Origin of the sequence: Pseudomonas sp. 1912-s (assembly GCF_029269205.1) — a bacterium.
GTDB lineage: Bacteria > Pseudomonadota > Gammaproteobacteria > Pseudomonadales > Pseudomonadaceae > Aquipseudomonas.
The window spans coordinates 162,124-178,204 of record NZ_JARIXR010000026.1; the positions used below are offsets into that span (position 1 = coordinate 162,124).

10 protein-coding genes, 6 tRNA genes and 3 rRNA genes are annotated in these 16,081 nt (G+C 53.9%); all 19 read right to left on the reverse strand.

Translation table 11 applies throughout. The features are described from left to right. Nucleotides 1–7 precede the first annotated feature (7 nt). Nucleotides 8–4,081, reverse strand: coding sequence for a DNA-directed RNA polymerase subunit beta (gene rpoB / locus P3C29_RS26145; RefSeq protein ID WP_008436421.1), 4,074 nt, complete (start codon nucleotides 4,079–4,081; stop codon nucleotides 8–10). 220 nt (nucleotides 4,082–4,301) lie between these two features. Beyond that, entirely contained in the window at nucleotides 4,302–4,667 is a 366-nt protein-coding gene (rplL, locus tag P3C29_RS26150; RefSeq protein ID WP_003210093.1) for a 50S ribosomal protein L7/L12, read from the reverse strand. A gap of 78 nt (nucleotides 4,668–4,745) precedes the next feature. Beyond that, the gene (gene rplJ / locus P3C29_RS26155; RefSeq protein WP_010174464.1) at nucleotides 4,746–5,246 is read right to left on the reverse strand and encodes a 50S ribosomal protein L10; all 501 of its coding nucleotides are present in this window, start codon (nucleotides 5,244–5,246) and stop codon (nucleotides 4,746–4,748) included. Between the two features lie 198 nt (nucleotides 5,247–5,444). Next, a complete protein-coding gene (gene rplA, locus P3C29_RS26160; protein WP_003176434.1) occupies nucleotides 5,445–6,140 on the reverse strand; it encodes a 50S ribosomal protein L1 in 696 nt (231 codons plus the stop codon). Beyond that, the gene (gene rplK / locus P3C29_RS26165) at nucleotides 6,140–6,571 is read right to left on the reverse strand and encodes a 50S ribosomal protein L11 (protein WP_003210097.1); all 432 of its coding nucleotides are present in this window, start codon (nucleotides 6,569–6,571) and stop codon (nucleotides 6,140–6,142) included. The genes rplA and rplK overlap by 1 nt, the downstream gene beginning before the upstream one ends. A gap of 117 nt (nucleotides 6,572–6,688) precedes the next feature. Continuing rightward, nucleotides 6,689–7,222, reverse strand: a complete 534-nt coding sequence (nusG, locus tag P3C29_RS26170; protein ID WP_003176436.1) for a transcription termination/antitermination protein NusG — start codon at nucleotides 7,220–7,222, stop codon at nucleotides 6,689–6,691. 9 nt (nucleotides 7,223–7,231) lie between these two features. Beyond that, a complete protein-coding gene (gene secE / locus P3C29_RS26175; protein WP_010174463.1) occupies nucleotides 7,232–7,600 on the reverse strand; it encodes a preprotein translocase subunit SecE in 369 nt (122 codons plus the stop codon). A gap of 45 nt (nucleotides 7,601–7,645) precedes the next feature. Next, nucleotides 7,646–7,721, reverse strand: a tRNA-Trp gene (locus tag P3C29_RS26180). Nucleotides 7,722–7,885: 164 nt separating this feature from the next. Next, nucleotides 7,886–7,961 (reverse strand) — tRNA-Thr (locus tag P3C29_RS26185). Nucleotides 7,962–7,987: 26 nt separating this feature from the next. Then, nucleotides 7,988–8,061: transfer RNA gene (locus tag P3C29_RS26190), tRNA-Gly, on the reverse strand. 23 nt (nucleotides 8,062–8,084) lie between these two features. Then, nucleotides 8,085–8,169: transfer RNA gene (locus P3C29_RS26195), tRNA-Tyr, on the reverse strand. 143 nt (nucleotides 8,170–8,312) lie between these two features. Further along, nucleotides 8,313–8,759: a hypothetical protein gene (locus P3C29_RS26200; RefSeq protein ID WP_201125491.1), complete on the reverse strand. Its 447-nt coding sequence runs from the start codon at nucleotides 8,757–8,759 to the stop codon at nucleotides 8,313–8,315. Between the two features lie 7 nt (nucleotides 8,760–8,766). Further along, entirely contained in the window at nucleotides 8,767–9,516 is a 750-nt protein-coding gene (locus P3C29_RS26205; protein WP_201125492.1) for a pantothenate kinase, read from the reverse strand. Beyond that, nucleotides 9,506–10,465: a bifunctional biotin--[acetyl-CoA-carboxylase] ligase/biotin operon repressor BirA gene (birA, locus tag P3C29_RS26210; protein WP_201125493.1), complete on the reverse strand. Its 960-nt coding sequence runs from the start codon at nucleotides 10,463–10,465 to the stop codon at nucleotides 9,506–9,508. Before birA ends, P3C29_RS26205 begins: the two co-directional genes overlap by 11 nt. A gap of 167 nt (nucleotides 10,466–10,632) precedes the next feature. After that, nucleotides 10,633–10,748: ribosomal RNA gene (rrf, locus tag P3C29_RS26215) — 5S ribosomal RNA — on the reverse strand. Nucleotides 10,749–10,904: 156 nt separating this feature from the next. Then, nucleotides 10,905–13,798: ribosomal RNA gene (locus P3C29_RS26220) — 23S ribosomal RNA — on the reverse strand. Between the two features lie 246 nt (nucleotides 13,799–14,044). After that, nucleotides 14,045–14,120 (reverse strand) — tRNA-Ala (locus P3C29_RS26225). Nucleotides 14,121–14,150: 30 nt separating this feature from the next. Next, nucleotides 14,151–14,227: transfer RNA gene (locus tag P3C29_RS26230), tRNA-Ile, on the reverse strand. 83 nt (nucleotides 14,228–14,310) lie between these two features. Next, nucleotides 14,311–15,847: ribosomal RNA gene (locus tag P3C29_RS26235) — 16S ribosomal RNA — on the reverse strand. The 16S, 23S and 5S rRNA genes sit together here with 2 tRNA genes alongside, the layout of an rRNA operon. Between the last annotated feature and the right edge of the window lie 234 nt (nucleotides 15,848–16,081).

Consider the following 16,081-nt stretch of genomic DNA (forward strand, 5'->3'; position numbering starts at 1 on the left):
TCACGTGTTATTCGGTTTCCAGATCGATATCGATGCCGAGGGAACGAATTTCTTTGATCAACACGTTGAAGGACTCGGGCATGCCCGGCTCCATACGGTGATCGCCGTCCACGATGTTTTTGTACATCTTGGTCCGACCGTTCACATCGTCCGACTTCACTGTGAGCATTTCTTGCAGAGTGTATGCAGCACCGTATGCTTCCAGTGCCCAGACCTCCATCTCCCCGAAACGCTGACCACCGAACTGAGCCTTACCACCCAGCGGCTGCTGGGTAACCAGGCTGTACGAACCGGTAGAACGAGCGTGCATCTTGTCGTCTACCAAGTGGTTCAGCTTCAGCATGTACATGTAGCCAACAGTAACCGGGCGCTCAAACTTGTTGCCGGTACGGCCGTCGAACAGCTGCATCTGGCCGCTTTCCGGCAGGTCTGCCAGTTTCAGCATGGCCTTGATTTCGCTTTCCTTGGCACCGTCGAACACCGGGGTAGCCATTGGAACGCCGCCGCGCAGGTTCTTCGCCAGATCCAGGATTTCCTGGTCGGAGAAGGTGTCCAGCTCTTCGTTGCGACCGCCGATCTCGTTGTAGATCTCGTGCAGGAACTTGCGCAGGTCAGCAACCTTGCGCTGCTCTTCGATCATACGGTTGATCTTCTCGCCCAGACCTTTGGCCGCGAGGCCCAGGTGGGTTTCAAGGATCTGACCAACGTTCATACGCGAAGGTACGCCCAACGGGTTGAGGACGACGTCGACCGGGGTGCCATTGGCATCGTGCGGCATGTCTTCAACCGGCATGATCACGGAGACCACACCTTTGTTACCGTGACGACCGGCCATCTTGTCGCCCGGCTGGATGCGGCGACGGATTGCCAGGTAAACCTTGACGATTTTCAGCACGCCTGGAGCCAGGTCATCGCCCTGCTGCAGTTTGCGCTTCTTGTCTTCGAACTTGTCGTCCAGCAGACGGCGACGATCAACGATGTAGGCCTGAGCCTTCTCGAGCTGCTCGTTCAGAGCATCTTCAGCCATGCGCAGTTTGAACCACTGGCCGTGCTCAAGACCGTCGAGTACTTCGTCGGTGATGTCCTGACCTTTCTTCAGACCTGCGCCGCCTTCAGCCTTGTGGCCTACCAGGGCGGAACGCAGACGTTCGAAGGTCGCGCCTTCAACGATACGGAACTCTTCGTTCAGGTCCTTGCGGATCTCGTCGAGTTGAGTCTTCTCGATGGACAGTGCACGAGCATCACGCTCAACGCCGTCACGGGTGAAGACCTGTACGTCGATGACAGTACCCTTGGTACCGGTAGGTACACGCAGGGAGGTGTCTTTAACGTCGCTGGCTTTTTCGCCGAAGATGGCACGCAACAGCTTCTCTTCCGGAGTCAGTTGGGTCTCGCCTTTCGGAGTGACCTTACCTACCAGAATGTCGCCTGCGCCAACTTCAGCACCTACGTAAACGATACCGGCTTCGTCCAGCTTGTTCAGTGCAGCTTCACCCACGTTCGGGATGTCTGCAGTGATTTCCTCTGGCCCAAGCTTGGTGTCACGTGCCACACAGGTCAGTTCCTGAATGTGGATCGTGGTGAAGCGATCTTCCTGAACCACACGCTCGGACAGGCAGATGGAGTCTTCGAAGTTGTAACCGTTCCAGGCCATGAACGCGATGCGCATGTTCTGACCCAGTGCCAGCTCACCCATATCGGTGGACGGACCGTCTGCCATGATGTCGCTGCGCTGAACCCGATCACCCTTGCTCACCAGCGGACGCTGGTTGATGCAGGTGTTCTGGTTGGAGCGGGTGTATTTGGTCAGGTTGTAGATGTCGACACCGGCTTCGCCAGTTTCAACTTCGTCATCGGCAACACGAACCACGATACGGCTGGCATCAACGGAGTCGATCACGCCGCCACGACGAGCCACGACGCAAACGCCGGAGTCACGGGCTACGTTACGCTCCATGCCGGTACCTACCAGCGGCTTGTCAGCACGCAGGGTGGGTACAGCTTGACGCTGCATGTTGGAACCCATCAACGCACGGTTGGCGTCATCGTGTTCCAGGAACGGGATCAGCGACGCTGCAACCGAAACTACCTGCTTCGGCGATACGTCCATCAAGGTGACGTCTTCCGGCGCCTTGACGGTGAACTCGTTCAAGTGACGAACAGCTACCAGCTCGTCGATCAGCATTTTCTTGTCGTTCATCGTGGCCGAAGCCTGAGCGATCACGTGATCAGCTTCTTCGATGGCGGACAGGAACACGATCTCATCGGTGACCAGTGCGTCTTTCACCACACGGTACGGGCTCTCGAGGAAGCCGTACTGGTTGGTGCGCGCATAAGCAGCCAGGGAGTTGATCAGGCCGATGTTCGGACCTTCCGGCGTTTCAATCGGGCATACACGACCGTAGTGAGTCGGGTGTACGTCACGAACTTCAAAGCCTGCACGCTCACGGGTCAGACCGCCCGGGCCCAGCGCGGAAACACGGCGCTTGTGGGTGATCTCGGAGAGCGGGTTGTTCTGGTCCATGAACTGCGAGAGCTGGCTGGAGCCAAAGAACTCTTTCACCGCTGCAGCCACTGGCTTGGCGTTGATCAGGTCTTGCGGCATCAGGCCTTCGCTTTCGGCCATCGACAGACGCTCTTTGACCGCACGCTCAACACGTACCAGGCCAACGCGGAACTGGTTCTCGGCCATTTCGCCTACGCAGCGAACACGACGGTTACCCAGGTGGTCGATGTCATCGACGATGCCTTTACCGTTACGGATGTCGACCAGGGTCTTCAGTACCGCGACGATGTCTTCCTTGCACAACACGCCCGAACCTTCGATCTCGGTACGACCGATACGGCGGTTGAACTTCATCCGACCGACCGCAGACAGGTCATAGCGCTCAGGGCTGAAGAACAGGTTGTTGAACAGGGTCTCGGCAGCGTCTTTGGTTGGTGGCTCGCCAGGACGCATCATGCGATAGATCTCGACCAGCGCTTCCAATTGGTTGCTGGTGGAGTCGATCTTCAGGGTGTCGGAGACGAACGGACCGCAGTCGATGTCGTTGGTGTACAGGGTCTCGATGCGAACAACCTGGGACTTGGCGATTTTCGCCAGGATCTCGGTGTTCAGCTCGGTGTTGCATTCAGCCAGGATTTCGCCGGTGGCCGGGTGCACGATGACCTTGGCGGTGGTGCGACCCAGGACGTAGTCCAGAGGCACTTCCAACGTCTTGATACCGGCTTTTTCGATCTGGTTGATGTGGCGCGCGGTAATACGGCGGCCGGCTTCAACGATGACCTTGCCCTTGTCGTCCTGGATGTCCAGAACGGCAATCTCACCACGCAGGCGCTGAGGCACCAGTTCCAGGCTGAGGGTTTCGCCGCTCAGGTGGAATACGTTAGTAGTGTAGAAGGCATCCAGCACTTGCTCAGTGGTATAGCCGAGCGCGCGCAGCAGTACCGAGGCCGGCAGCTTGCGACGACGGTCGATACGCACGAACACGCAGTCTTTCGGGTCGAACTCGAAGTCCAACCACGAACCACGGTACGGAATGATCCGCGCGGAGTACAGGAGCTTGCCGGAGCTGTGCGTCTTGCCGCGGTCGTGGTCGAAGAACACGCCCGGGGAACGGTGCAGCTGGGAAACGATAACGCGCTCGGTACCGTTGATAACGAAGGTACCGTTCTCAGTCATCAGGGGAATTTCACCCATGTAGACTTCTTGCTCTTTGATGTCCTTGATCGCTTTGTTCGACGACTCTTTGTCGAAGATGATCAGACGGACTTTTACCCGCAAAGGTACGGCGTACGTAACACCGCGCAACACGCATTCTTTGACATCAAATGCCGGTTCGCCCAGGCGATAACCGACGTACTCCAGCGCAGCATTGCCGGAGTAGCTGATGATCGGGAAAACGGATTTGAAGGCCGCATGCAGGCCCACGTCGCGGAACTGATCTTTGGTCGCTCCCGCCTGCAAGAATTCACGATACGAATCCAGCTGGATAGCCAGAAGGTACGGGACATCCATGACGTCCGGCAACTTGCTAAAGTCCTTGCGGATACGTTTTTTCTCAGTATATGAGTAAGCCATCAGCGTTCCCCAGCTTGGTCACCTGCTTGTTTGGCCCCTCCCGACGGGAGCAGCCAGAAAATCTTGCAAACCCCATGGTTTGCGCCACCGCATCGGGTGGTTACAGCGCGTTAGAGGCGACGACCGAGTCGATTGCCAATAACGGAAAAAGGCCGGTGGCAAGAGCCACCAGCCATCAGCCTTCAGCTTAACGCTTGGGCTGGAGACGCAAGGTCGATGCTTACTTCAGCTCGACTTTAGCGCCTGCTTCTTCCAGCACTGCTTTAGCTTTGTCAGCTGCGTCTTTCGACACTGCTTCCAGAACCTGGGCAGGGGCGCCGTCAACTACTGCCTTGGCTTCTTTCAGGCCCAGACCGGTCAGTTCACGTACTGCCTTGATCACGTTTACTTTCTTCTCGCCAGCTTCCAGCAGCATGACGTTGAATTCGGTTTGCTCTTCAGCAGCAACAGCAGCAACAGCTGGGCCAGCAGAAGCAGCGGCAGCGGAAACACCGAATTTTTCTTCGAAAGCTTTGATCAGCTCAACAACCTGCAGAACCGACATTTCAGCTACGGCGTTGAGGATATCGTCTTGGGAGATAGACATTGCTGTAATTCCTGAATTGGGGGACGGCCTACGCGGCCATCGAAATAAACAAAAATACGCGAGAGGAGATGCTCAGCCTTAGGCTGCGGCAGCTTCTTTTTGCTCGCGAACTGCGGCCAGAGTACGAGCCAACTTGCTGGTAGCGCCTTGAATCACGCTCATCAGCTGAGAAATAGCTTCGTTACGGGTCGGCAGTGTTGCCAGTACGTCGATTTGGTTAGCTGCGAGGAACTTGCCCTCGAACGCAGCTGCCTTGATCTCGAACTTATCCTGACTCTTGGCGAATTCTTTGAACAAACGGGCAGCAGCGCCTGGATGTTCTTTGGAGAACGCGATCAGAGTCGGGCCGGTGAACACGTCGTTGAGGACACTGTATTCAGTGTCAGCAACAGCGCGCTTGAGCAGGGTGTTACGTACAACACGCACGTATACGCCAGCTTCACGAGCCTCTTTACGGAGTCCGGTCATAGCGCCTACTGTCACACCACGGGCATCAGCCACGACAGCGGACAGAGCAGCTTTGGCAGCCTCGTTGACTTCAGCGACGATGGCCTTCTTGTCTTCGAGATTAATTGCCACGGGTTTAACTCCTGCTTGTTACCGTTTCATCTGGCCTAGGCCGGATGTCGTTTTGGTGTCTGATTCGGTAAGGAACCGGGAGCACCATCTGCGTAGGCTTGTGGTTTAAGACTTGCGTCGCCTACGGTCTTGGATAGCCCCCGCCAGGCAGGGACCCCAATTTTTCAACTGGCACAATTACTTGCGCCAATTTGTGTCTTATACGTCCAGCGAGCCTTGGTCGATGACCAGACCTGGGCCCATAGTGGTGCTCAGGGTAACGCGCTTGACGTAGATACCTTTCGAGGAAGCCGGCTTGATACGCTTCAGATCAGCGATCAGGGCTTCAACGTTTTCCTTCAGCTTGACGGCATCAAAGCCGACTTTGCCAACGGAGGTGTGAATGATGCCGTTTTTGTCGGTGCGATAACGAACCTGACCAGCCTTGGCGTTTTTAACCGCGGTAGCTACGTCTGGAGTTACGGTGCCGACTTTAGGGTTAGGCATCAGACCACGTGGACCGAGGATCTGACCCAACTGACCTACAACGCGCATTGCATCCGGGGAAGCAATTACGACGTCATAGTTCAGGTCGCCGCCTTTCATTTCGGCAGCCAGGTCGTCCATGCCAACGCGATCAGCGCCGGCGGCCAGAGCAGCTTCAGCTGCTGGGCCTTGGGTGAAGACAGCTACACGTACAGTCTTGCCAGTACCGTGTGGCAGCACAGTAGCGCTACGAACGACCTGGTCGGATTTACGTGGGTCAACACCCAGGTTTACAGCAACGTCAACAGACTCGCTGAACTTGACAGTCGACAGCTCGGTCAGCAAAGCAGCAGCGTCTACAAAGTTGTAGGACTTGCCCGCTTCGATTTTGCCGGCGATAGCCTTTTGGCGCTTGGTCAGCTTAGCCATTACACACCCTCCACGTTAAGGCCCATGCTACGAGCAGAACCGGCGATGGTACGCACGGCTGCATCCATATCAGCTGCAGTCAGATCCGCGTTTTTGGTTTTCGCGATTTCTTCCAGCTGAGCACGGGTCACAGTGCCAACCTTAACGGTGTTAGGACGAGCGGAACCGCTAGTCAGACCAGCAGCTTTCTTCAACAGAACCGAAGCCGGGGTCGACTTGGTTTCGAAGGTGAAGCTACGGTCGCTGTATACAGTGATGATCACTGGAGTCGGCAGACCTGGCTCAATACCCTGAGTACGGGCGTTGAAGGCCTTGCAGAATTCCATGATGTTCACGCCGTGCTGACCCAGAGCTGGACCAACAGGTGGGCTTGGGTTGGCCTGAGCGGCCTTCACTTGCAGCTTGATGTAAGCGGTAATCTTCTTGGCCATGAGGCACTCCAATTACGGGTTCGAACGCCTCGAAAGGCTCCCCGGTTACTTGCGCGTTTATCCCAGTGACGACAAAACCCCACAGCCTAAGGCTGCGGGGTTGGGATGCTTGCTCAGCTAGACTTTTTCGACCTGGCTGAACTCTAGCTCTACCGGAGTAGAGCGACCGAAAATGAGCACTGCCACTTGGATCCGGCTCTTTTCGTAGTTAACTTCTTCGACAGTACCGTTAAAATCTGCAAACGGACCGTCAGTGACACGAACAACCTCACCCGGCTCGAACAACGTCTTCGGCTTGGGTTTGTCGCTACCATCAGCAACACGACGCAGAATCGCTTCTGCTTCTTTGTCGGTGATCGGAGCAGGCTTATCAGCGGTACCGCCGATGAAACCCATGACGCGAGGAGTGTCCTTGACCAAGTGCCAAGTACCCTCATTCATGTCCATTTGAACCAGCACATAGCCAGGGAAGAATTTGCGCTCGCTTTTGCGTTTCTGGCCATTACGCATTTCAACCACTTCTTCAGTGGGAACCAGAATTTCGCCGAAGCCATCTTCCATGCCTGCCAGCTTTACGCGCTCTAGCAAAGAGCGCATGACATGCTTCTCGTAACCCGAGTAAGCATGCACAACGTACCAACGCTTAGCCACGGGACACCCTTAGCCAACAATCAAGGAAACAAGCCAGCCGAGCAGGGAATCAAGCCCCCACAACAGCAACGCCATAACCAGAACAACAGCCACCACAATCAACGTGGTCTGCGTGGTTTCTTGGCGAGTCGGCCAAACGACTTTACGGATCTCGGTACGAGCTTCCTTTACCAGGACCGCAAACGACTTGCCTTTTGCAGTCTGCAGGCCAACAAAGGCAGCGACAGCAGCAAGGGCGAGCAATGCGAGGACACGGTACAGGATCGGCGACGCAGAGTAGTACTGGTTGCCAACAACGCCCACGACCACAATAGCGACTACTACCAGCCACTTGAGCAGATCGAAGCGAGAGCCTTGAGCTTCAGCCTTAGGAGTCATCTATGAAGATCCTGTGAAAAGAAAGCCAGACACACCAAGTGAATCTGGCAGGTCAGGAGGGAATCGAACCCCCAACCTACGGTTTTGGAGACCGTCGCTCTGCCAATTGAGCTACTGACCTAAAACAAAATCAGGCCGACAATTATGCCGATCTGAAAAAGACTTTACAACAACAAACCCCCTGCAGACCCGAAACCAACCCAAACAAGACAACGAAAGAGAGCGGAATCAATCAGAGGCAGCTGTTAAAACAAAGGCAGATATTTTCATATCTGCCTTGTTATATGGAGCTCTTGAGCGGATTTGAACCGCTGACCTCACCCTTACCAAGGGTGTGCTCTACCAACTGAGCTACAAGAGCGAAACAACTTGCACAACCTGCAAACTTGGAGCGGGTAGCGGGAATCGAACCCGCATCATCAGCTTGGAAGGCTGAGGTTCTACCACTAAACTATACCCGCGGAGCTTGCAGCTCACGCTAAAATGGTGGAGGGGGAAGGATTCGAACCTTCGAAGTCGTAGACGTCAGATTTACAGTCTGATCCCTTTGGCCGCTCGGGAACCCCTCCTAAGCGAGCCGGCATTCTACATCATGCCAGCCTTCTGTCAAGCATTTTCTCATTAAAAAATATGAGGTTAGCTGCGTTGACCTTCGCTTCACCTTGTTGACCCAAGAGGTCTTCACTGCGAAGCGGGCGCCATTCTATGCAAACTATTCGAAGGTTGCAATGCCTTCGCACGGCATTATTTTATGTTTTAACTCATTGAATTCATTAGCAAGGTTTTCAAAGGGCAGATCATCGGCCAGGCGCCGGCTTTCAGGGGCGACTCGCAGCCAGTATCCCGGCGCATCAGGCAGGTTCAGCGATTGCAGTTTGACCTTGATATCCAGGCTTGTGAGGCGCTGCTCAACGGACTGAACCTCTTTTTGATCAGCCAGGCCACCGATGTACAGGCACGCAGCCGGCGCCTCAGGCGTTTTTGCCCTGTCTCGCCGCACCATGGCATCAGCCGACTCGCTTAGCAGCCGGATGTCTTGCTGAGAACCCCGGTAGAGTGCCAAAGGCGTGACATCTTTAGCCCTCAACGGGGCTTCCTGCTGATGCCAGATGTAATAGAAGACATTGAGGACCAGCAAAAGCAGAAACAGCCAACGCATAAAAACCTCAGGACAAAGGGCAAGCCATCGCCAGACCAACAAAAACCAGATCAGGGACGAGCCTTCCGTGAGGCACCGCATCCGCCACCAGCTCGGCATCTCCACCGGTAAGGAAGACAGTGAAGTCGCTCCCCCAATAGCTACGAGCCAACTCCAACTGGGTGAGCACAAACCCTCTCAGCATAAGCGTACAGCCGCGCTCTACCGCCTCTACAGTGGTGCGGCCCGGAGACAGGGCCTCAAGGGCACGCTCAGCGGCAATATCGTCATAGCGTATTTTGCGGGTATGCGTTCGTAACTGGTTACGCATAAGCGGCATACCTGGACAAATAAAGCCTCCGAGGTGCTCGCCGTCCGCGGCAATGAAGTCCGCAGTCGCGGCGGTGCCAAAATCGAGCACCAGGCATGCGCCCGACGCCAACTGAAAACCGCCCAACATAGCAAGCCAGCGATCCAGGCCCAGGCGTTCGAAATCTTCATACCCATTCCGCACCCCGCCCATCTGCCTTGCTGAAGCAGCGCAGAGGACGTTGACGCCAAATGCTTTTACCAGGGTAGCGACCAGTTGATTCGTCTCATCCGAGGCACGAACACTCACTAAACGACAATCCTTTAACGCAAGCCCCGTGAGCGCGAACAGGCTATCGATCAGAGAAGCATCCGACCCAACGACGCCCTCTGCAAAGATGCGCGCCCTATCCGACTCAAGCACTCGCCATTTTATAAAGCTATTCCCACAGTCGAGCTCAAGAATCATCACGCAACCTCAGGCTTAGCTCACCACCGCTATATACTTTTTCAACACCATCCACGCTTAACCGTAACGCACCCTGCCCGTCGATCCCCAATACCACTCCATCAATCTGATTCACACCCGCGATGAGCGACACCGATCGACCCTGCCACAGATGGCTCTGCTCCCATTCACTCTGGATGGTGGAAAAACCGGAAGCCTGGTGGCGATCAAGATATGCCTGCAGTTGCACGCCAAGACGCGCTACCAGGTAGTTACGATCAACAGCACTGCCGGTCTCCAACTGTACGGAGGTCCATTGCTGATCGACCTCTTCGGCCTTCTGCATATTCACATTAATGCCGATACCCAGGACGACATGGCAGACATCAGCAGGATCACCAACCAGCTCCAGGAGAATCCCGGCGATCTTTTTCTGCTCCACCAAAACGTCATTTGGCCACTTCAACCCGGCATTGCGAACCCCCGCATCCCGCAGCGCCTGCATAACAGCCAATCCGACTACCAGGCTTAAGCCCTCCAACTGGCGCATACCGCCTTCGATCCGCAGCACGAGACTGTAGTAGACGTTTTGAGCGAAAGGACTGACCCACTTCCGCCCTCGCCTTCCCCTGCCGGCAGTTTGCTGCTCTGAAAGCACGAGAAACGGCGCGGTACGGCCCGCCTCGATAAGGCGCAATGCCTCGGCATTGGTAGAGTCAATGGAGTCAAAGATATAAACAGGCCATGCAGGAACAGGCACATGCCGAGCAATTTCTTCAGCATTTAAGAACACCAGAGGCGAAGCCAACTGATACCCCCGACCGCGGACTTTATGGATGGGTAGATTCAATTCTGCCTCGAGATGCTGAAGCTGCTTCCACACAGCACTGCGACTGACACCCAAGGCAGCACCAAGCGCTTCCCCGGAGTGGAATCGACCATCTTTTAGAAGTTTCAACAACGTCAGCATGCAAGTCTCGCCTCACAATGAGGCAGGCATAATAGCCATGCATAAGGCCATTGCATAGAAAGGCAAGACTTTGGCATTGAAGATACCTGAAGACGGTCGCAACACTTTTCAACCGCCCAAAAACAAAACCCCTGATTGCGTTAGCAATCAGGGGTTCTGGAATTTAATCTTGACGATGACCTACTCTCACATGGGGAAACCCCACACTACCATCGGCGATGCATCGTTTCACTGCTGAGTTCGGGATGGGATCAGGTGGTTCCAATGCTCTATGGTCGTCAAGAAATTCGGGTACTGAGTCGTGGCCAGCTGGCCTCGCTTCAGCAAATTGGGTATGTGATAGCTTTCGGTGTTTGCAAGAATCGAACTTTCGGTTCATTTCGTCTTCACACACCGCAATCTGGTGCCCTTTCAGGTCAGCAAATTGCTTGGGTGTTATATGGTCAAGCCTCACGGGCAATTAGTATTGGTTAGCTCAACGCCTCACAGCGCTTACACACCCAACCTATCAACGTCGTAGTCTTCGACGGCCCTTCAGGGAACTCAAGGTTCCAGTGAGATCTCATCTTGAGGCTAGTTTCCCGCTTAGATGCTTTCAGCGGTTATCTATTCCGAACATAGCTACCCGGCAATGCCACTGGCGTGACAACCGGAACACCAGAGGTTCGTCCACTCCGGTCCTCTCGTACTAGGAGCAGCCCCTCTCAAATCTCAAACGTCCACGGCAGATAGGGACCGAACTGTCTCACGACGTTCTAAACCCAGCTCGCGTACCACTTTAAATGGCGAACAGCCATACCCTTGGGACCGGCTTCAGCCCCAGGATGTGATGAGCCGACATCGAGGTGCCAAACACCGCCGTCGATATGAACTCTTGGGCGGTATCAGCCTGTTATCCCCGGAGTACCTTTTATCCGTTGAGCGATGGCCCTTCCATACAGAACCACCGGATCACTAAGACCTACTTTCGTACCTGCTCGACGTGTCTGTCTCGCAGTCAAGCGCGCTTTTGCCTTTATACTCTACGACCGATTTCCGACCGGTCTGAGCGCACCTTCGTACTCCTCCGTTACTCTTTAGGAGGAGACCGCCCCAGTCAAACTACCCACCATACACTGTCCTCGATCCGGATAACGGACCTGAGTTAGAACCTCAAAGTTGCCAGGGTGGTATTTCAAGGTTGGCTCCACGCGAACTGGCGTCCACGCTTCAAAGCCTCCCACCTATCCTACACAAGCAAATTCAAAGTCCAGTGCAAAGCTATAGTAAAGGTTCACGGGGTCTTTCCGTCTAGCCGCGGATACACTGCATCTTCACAGCGATTTCAATTTCACTGAGTCTCGGGTGGAGACAGCGCCGCCATCGTTACGCCATTCGTGCAGGTCGGAACTTACCCGACAAGGAATTTCGCTACCTTAGGACCGTTATAGTTACGGCCGCCGTTTACCGGGGCTTCGATCAAGAGCTTCGCGTTAGCTAACCCCATCAATTAACCTTCCGGCACCGGGCAGGCGTCACACCCTATACGTCCACTTTCGTGTTTGCAGAGTGCTGTGTTTTTAATAAACAGTCGCAGCGGCCTGGTATCTTCGACCGGCATGAGCTTACGGAGCAAGTCCTTCACCCTCACCGGCGCACCTTCTCCCGAAGTTACGGTGCCATTTTGCCTAGTTCCTTCACCCGAGTTCTCTCAAGCGCCTTGGTATTCTCTACCCAACCACCTGTGTCGGTTTGGGGTACGGTTCCTGGTTACCTGAAGCTTAGAAGCTTTTCTTGGAAGCATGGCATCAACCACTTCGCTAACTAAAAGTTAGCTCGTCATCAGCTCTCGGCCTTAGAATCCCGGATTTACCTAAGATTCCAGCCTACCACCTTAAACTTGGACAACCAACGCCAAGCTGGCCTAGCCTTCTCCGTCCCTCCATCGCAATAACCAGAAGTACAGGAATATTAACCTGTTTTCCATCGACTACGCTTTTCAGCCTCGCCTTAGGGACCGACTAACCCTGCGTCGATTAACGTTGCGCAGGAAACCTTGGTCTTTCGGCGTGGGTGTTTTTCACACCCATTATCGTTACTCATGTCAGCATTCGCACTTCTGATACCTCCAGCAAGCTTCTCAACTCACCTTCACAGGCTTACAGAACGCTCCTCTACCGCATCAYCCGAAGRTGATACCCGTAGCTTCGGTGTATGGTTTGAGCCCCGTTACATCTTCCGCGCAGGCCGACTCGACTAGTGAGCTATTACGCTTTCTTTAAAGGGTGGCTGCTTCTAAGCCAACCTCCTAGCTGTCTAAGCCTTCCCACATCGTTTCCCACTTAACCATAACTTTGGGACCTTAGCTGACGGTCTGGGTTGTTTCCCTTTTCACGACGGACGTTAGCACCCGCCGTGTGTCTCCCATGCTCGGCACTTGTAGGTATTCGGAGTTTGCATCGGTTTGGTAAGTCGGGATGACCCCCTAGCCGAAACAGTGCTCTACCCCCTACAGTGATACATGAGGCGCTACCTAAATAGCTTTCGAGGAGAACCAGCTATCTCCGAGCTTGATTAGCCTTTCACTCCGATCCACAGGTCATCCGCTAACTTTTCAACGGTAGTCGGTTCGGTCCTCCAGTTAGTGTTACCCAACCTTCAACCTGCCCATGGATAGATCGCCCGGTTTCGGGTCTATTCCCAGCGACTAGACGCCCTATTAAGACTCGCTTTCGCTACGCCTCCCCTATTCGGTTAAGCTCGCCACTGAAAATAAGTCGCTGACCCATTATACAAAAGGTACGCAGTCACAGAACAAAGTCTGCTCCCACTGCTTGTACGCATACGGTTTCAGGATCTATTTCACTCCCCTCTCCGGGGTTCTTTTCGCCTTTCCCTCACGGTACTAGTTCACTATCGGTCAGTCAGTAGTATTTAGCCTTGGAGGATGGTCCCCCCATATTCAGACAAAGTTTCTCGTGCTCCGTCCTACTCGATTTCATGACTAAGAGATTTTCGCGTACAGGGCTATCACCCACTATGGCCGCACTTTCCAGAGCGTTCCGCTAATCTCAAAGCCACTTAAGGGCTAGTCCCCGTTCGCTCGCCACTACTAAGGGAATCTCGGTTGATTTCTTTTCCTCAGGGTACTTAGATGTTTCAGTTCCCCTGGTTCGCTCCATACACCTATGTATTCAGTGTAAGGTAACCATCTTATGATGGTTGGGTTCCCCCATTCAGACATCTCCGGATCAAAGTCTGTTTGCCGACTCCCCGAAGCTTTTCGCAGGCTACCACGTCTTTCATCGCCTCTGACTGCCAAGGCATCCACCGTATGCGCTTCTTCACTTGACCATATAACCCCAAGCAATCTGGTTATACTGTGAAGACGACATTCGCCGAAAATTCGAATTTCTCAACTAAGAGAACTCACAAATTTTACCTTAGCCTGATCCGTTACCAGTGAAAGTAACGTTCAGTCTATCTTTCTATCACATACCCAAATTTTTAAAGAACGATCTAATCAAAGACTAGAAATCAACATTCACCATCACAATGATGGAATGCTCATTTCTAAGCTTTCAAGACAGAAGCAGTTAGTGGTGGAGCCAAACGGGATCGAACCGTTGACCTCCTGCGTGCAAGGCAGGCGCTCTCCCAGCTGAGCTATGGCCCCGTATTTCTACAGGCGTTTCCCACACAAAATTGGTGGGTCTGGGCAGATTCGAACTGCCGACCTCACCCTTATCAGGGGTGCGCTCTAACCAACTGAGCTACAGACCCAATTTCGGGCTGCTTCTTTATCGTCTTCTTCAATGAATCAAGCAATTCGTGTGGGAACTTATGGAGCAGCTGATGTCGTCGATTAAGGAGGTGATCCAGCCGCAGGTTCCCCTACGGCTACCTTGTTACGACTTCACCCCAGTCATGAATCACACCGTGGTAACCGTCCTCCCGAAGGTTAGACTAGCTACTTCTGGTGCAACCCACTCCCATGGTGTGACGGGCGGTGTGTACAAGGCCCGGGAACGTATTCACCGCGACATTCTGATTCGCGATTACTAGCGATTCCGACTTCACGCAGTCGAGTTGCAGACTGCGATCCGGACTACGATCGGTTTTCTGGGATTAGCTCCACCTCGCGGCTTGGCAACCCTCTGTACCGACCATTGTAGCACGTGTGTAGCCCAGGCCGTAAGGGCCATGATGACTTGACGTCATCCCCACCTTCCTCCGGTTTGTCACCGGCAGTCTCCTTAGAGTGCCCACCATTACGTGCTGGTAACTAAGGACAAGGGTTGCGCTCGTTACGGGACTTAACCCAACATCTCACGACACGAGCTGACGACAGCCATGCAGCACCTGTCTCAATGTTCCCGAAGGCACCAATCTATCTCTAGAAAGTTCATTGGATGTCAAGGCCTGGTAAGGTTCTTCGCGTTGCTTCGAATTAAACCACATGCTCCACCGCTTGTGCGGGCCCCCGTCAATTCATTTGAGTTTTAACCTTGCGGCCGTACTCCCCAGGCGGTCAACTTAATGCGTTAGCTGCGCCACTAAGAGCTCAAGGCTCCCAACGGCTAGTTGACATCGTTTACGGCGTGGACTACCAGGGTATCTAATCCTGTTTGCTCCCCACGCTTTCGCACCTCAGTGTCAGTATCAGTCCAGGTGGTCGCCTTCGCCACTGGTGTTCCTTCCTATATCTACGCATTTCACCGCTACACAGGAAATTCCACCACCCTCTACCATACTCTAGCTCGTCAGTTTTGAATGCAGTTCCCAGGTTGAGCCCGGGGATTTCACATCCAACTTAACGAACCACCTACGCGCGCTTTACGCCCAGTAATTCCGATTAACGCTTGCACCCTCTGTATTACCGCGGCTGCTGGCACAGAGTTAGCCGGTGCTTATTCTGTCGGTAACGTCAAAACAGCAAAGTATTAATTTACTGCCCTTCCTCCCAACTTAAAGTGCTTTACAATCCGAAGACCTTCTTCACACACGCGGCATGGCTGGATCAGGCTTTCGCCCATTGTCCAATATTCCCCACTGCTGCCTCCCGTAGGAGTCTGGACCGTGTCTCAGTTCCAGTGTGACTGATCATCCTCTCAGACCAGTTACGGATCGTCGCCTTGGTGAGCCATTACCCCACCAACTAGCTAATCCGACCTAGGCTCATCTGATAGCGCAAGGCCCGAAGGTCCCCTGCTTTCTCCCGTAGGACGTATGCGGTATTAGCGTCCGTTTCCGGACGTTATCCCCCACTACCAGGCAGATTCCTAGGCATTACTCACCCGTCCGCCGCTCTCAAGAGAAGCAAGCTTCTCTCTACCGCTCGACTTGCATGTGTTAGGCCTGCCGCCAGCGTTCAATCTGAGCCATGATCAAACTCTTCAGTTCAAACATCTTTGGGTTTTTAAGAAACCCTAAACTTGGCTCAGCAATCGTTGGTTACATCTTTGATTTCTCGCGGAGTAACTTGTGATGCTGATAATCTTGTTGACTATCAGTCTGACTCCACAAGCACCCACACGAATTGCTTGATTCAGTTGTTAAAGAGCGGTTGGTTAAGATCTTTCGTCTCAACCGAGGCGCGCATTCTACAGCAGCCTCATTTGCTGTCAAGTGATTATT

What these genes read in the sequence shown, in the direction of transcription:
- rpoB (WP_008436421.1), bottom strand. Translation starts at nt 4,081, where the DNA reads ATGGCTTACTCATATACTGAGAAAAAACGTATCCGCAAGGACTTTAGC.
- rplL (WP_003210093.1), bottom strand. Translation starts at nt 4,667, where the DNA reads ATGTCTATCTCCCAAGACGATATCCTCAACGCCGTAGCTGAAATGTCG.
- rplA (WP_003176434.1), bottom strand. Translation starts at nt 6,140, where the DNA reads ATGGCTAAGCTGACCAAGCGCCAAAAGGCTATCGCCGGCAAAATCGAA.
- rplK (WP_003210097.1), bottom strand. Translation starts at nt 6,571, where the DNA reads ATGGCCAAGAAGATTACCGCTTACATCAAGCTGCAAGTGAAGGCCGCT.
- secE (WP_010174463.1), bottom strand. Translation starts at nt 7,600, where the DNA reads ATGACTCCTAAGGCTGAAGCTCAAGGCTCTCGCTTCGATCTGCTCAAG.
- P3C29_RS26200 (WP_201125491.1), bottom strand. Translation starts at nt 8,759, where the DNA reads ATGCGTTGGCTGTTTCTGCTTTTGCTGGTCCTCAATGTCTTCTATTAC.
- P3C29_RS26205 (WP_201125492.1), bottom strand. Translation starts at nt 9,516, where the DNA reads ATGATTCTTGAGCTCGACTGTGGGAATAGCTTTATAAAATGGCGAGTG.
- birA (WP_201125493.1), bottom strand. Translation starts at nt 10,465, where the DNA reads ATGCTGACGTTGTTGAAACTTCTAAAAGATGGTCGATTCCACTCCGGG.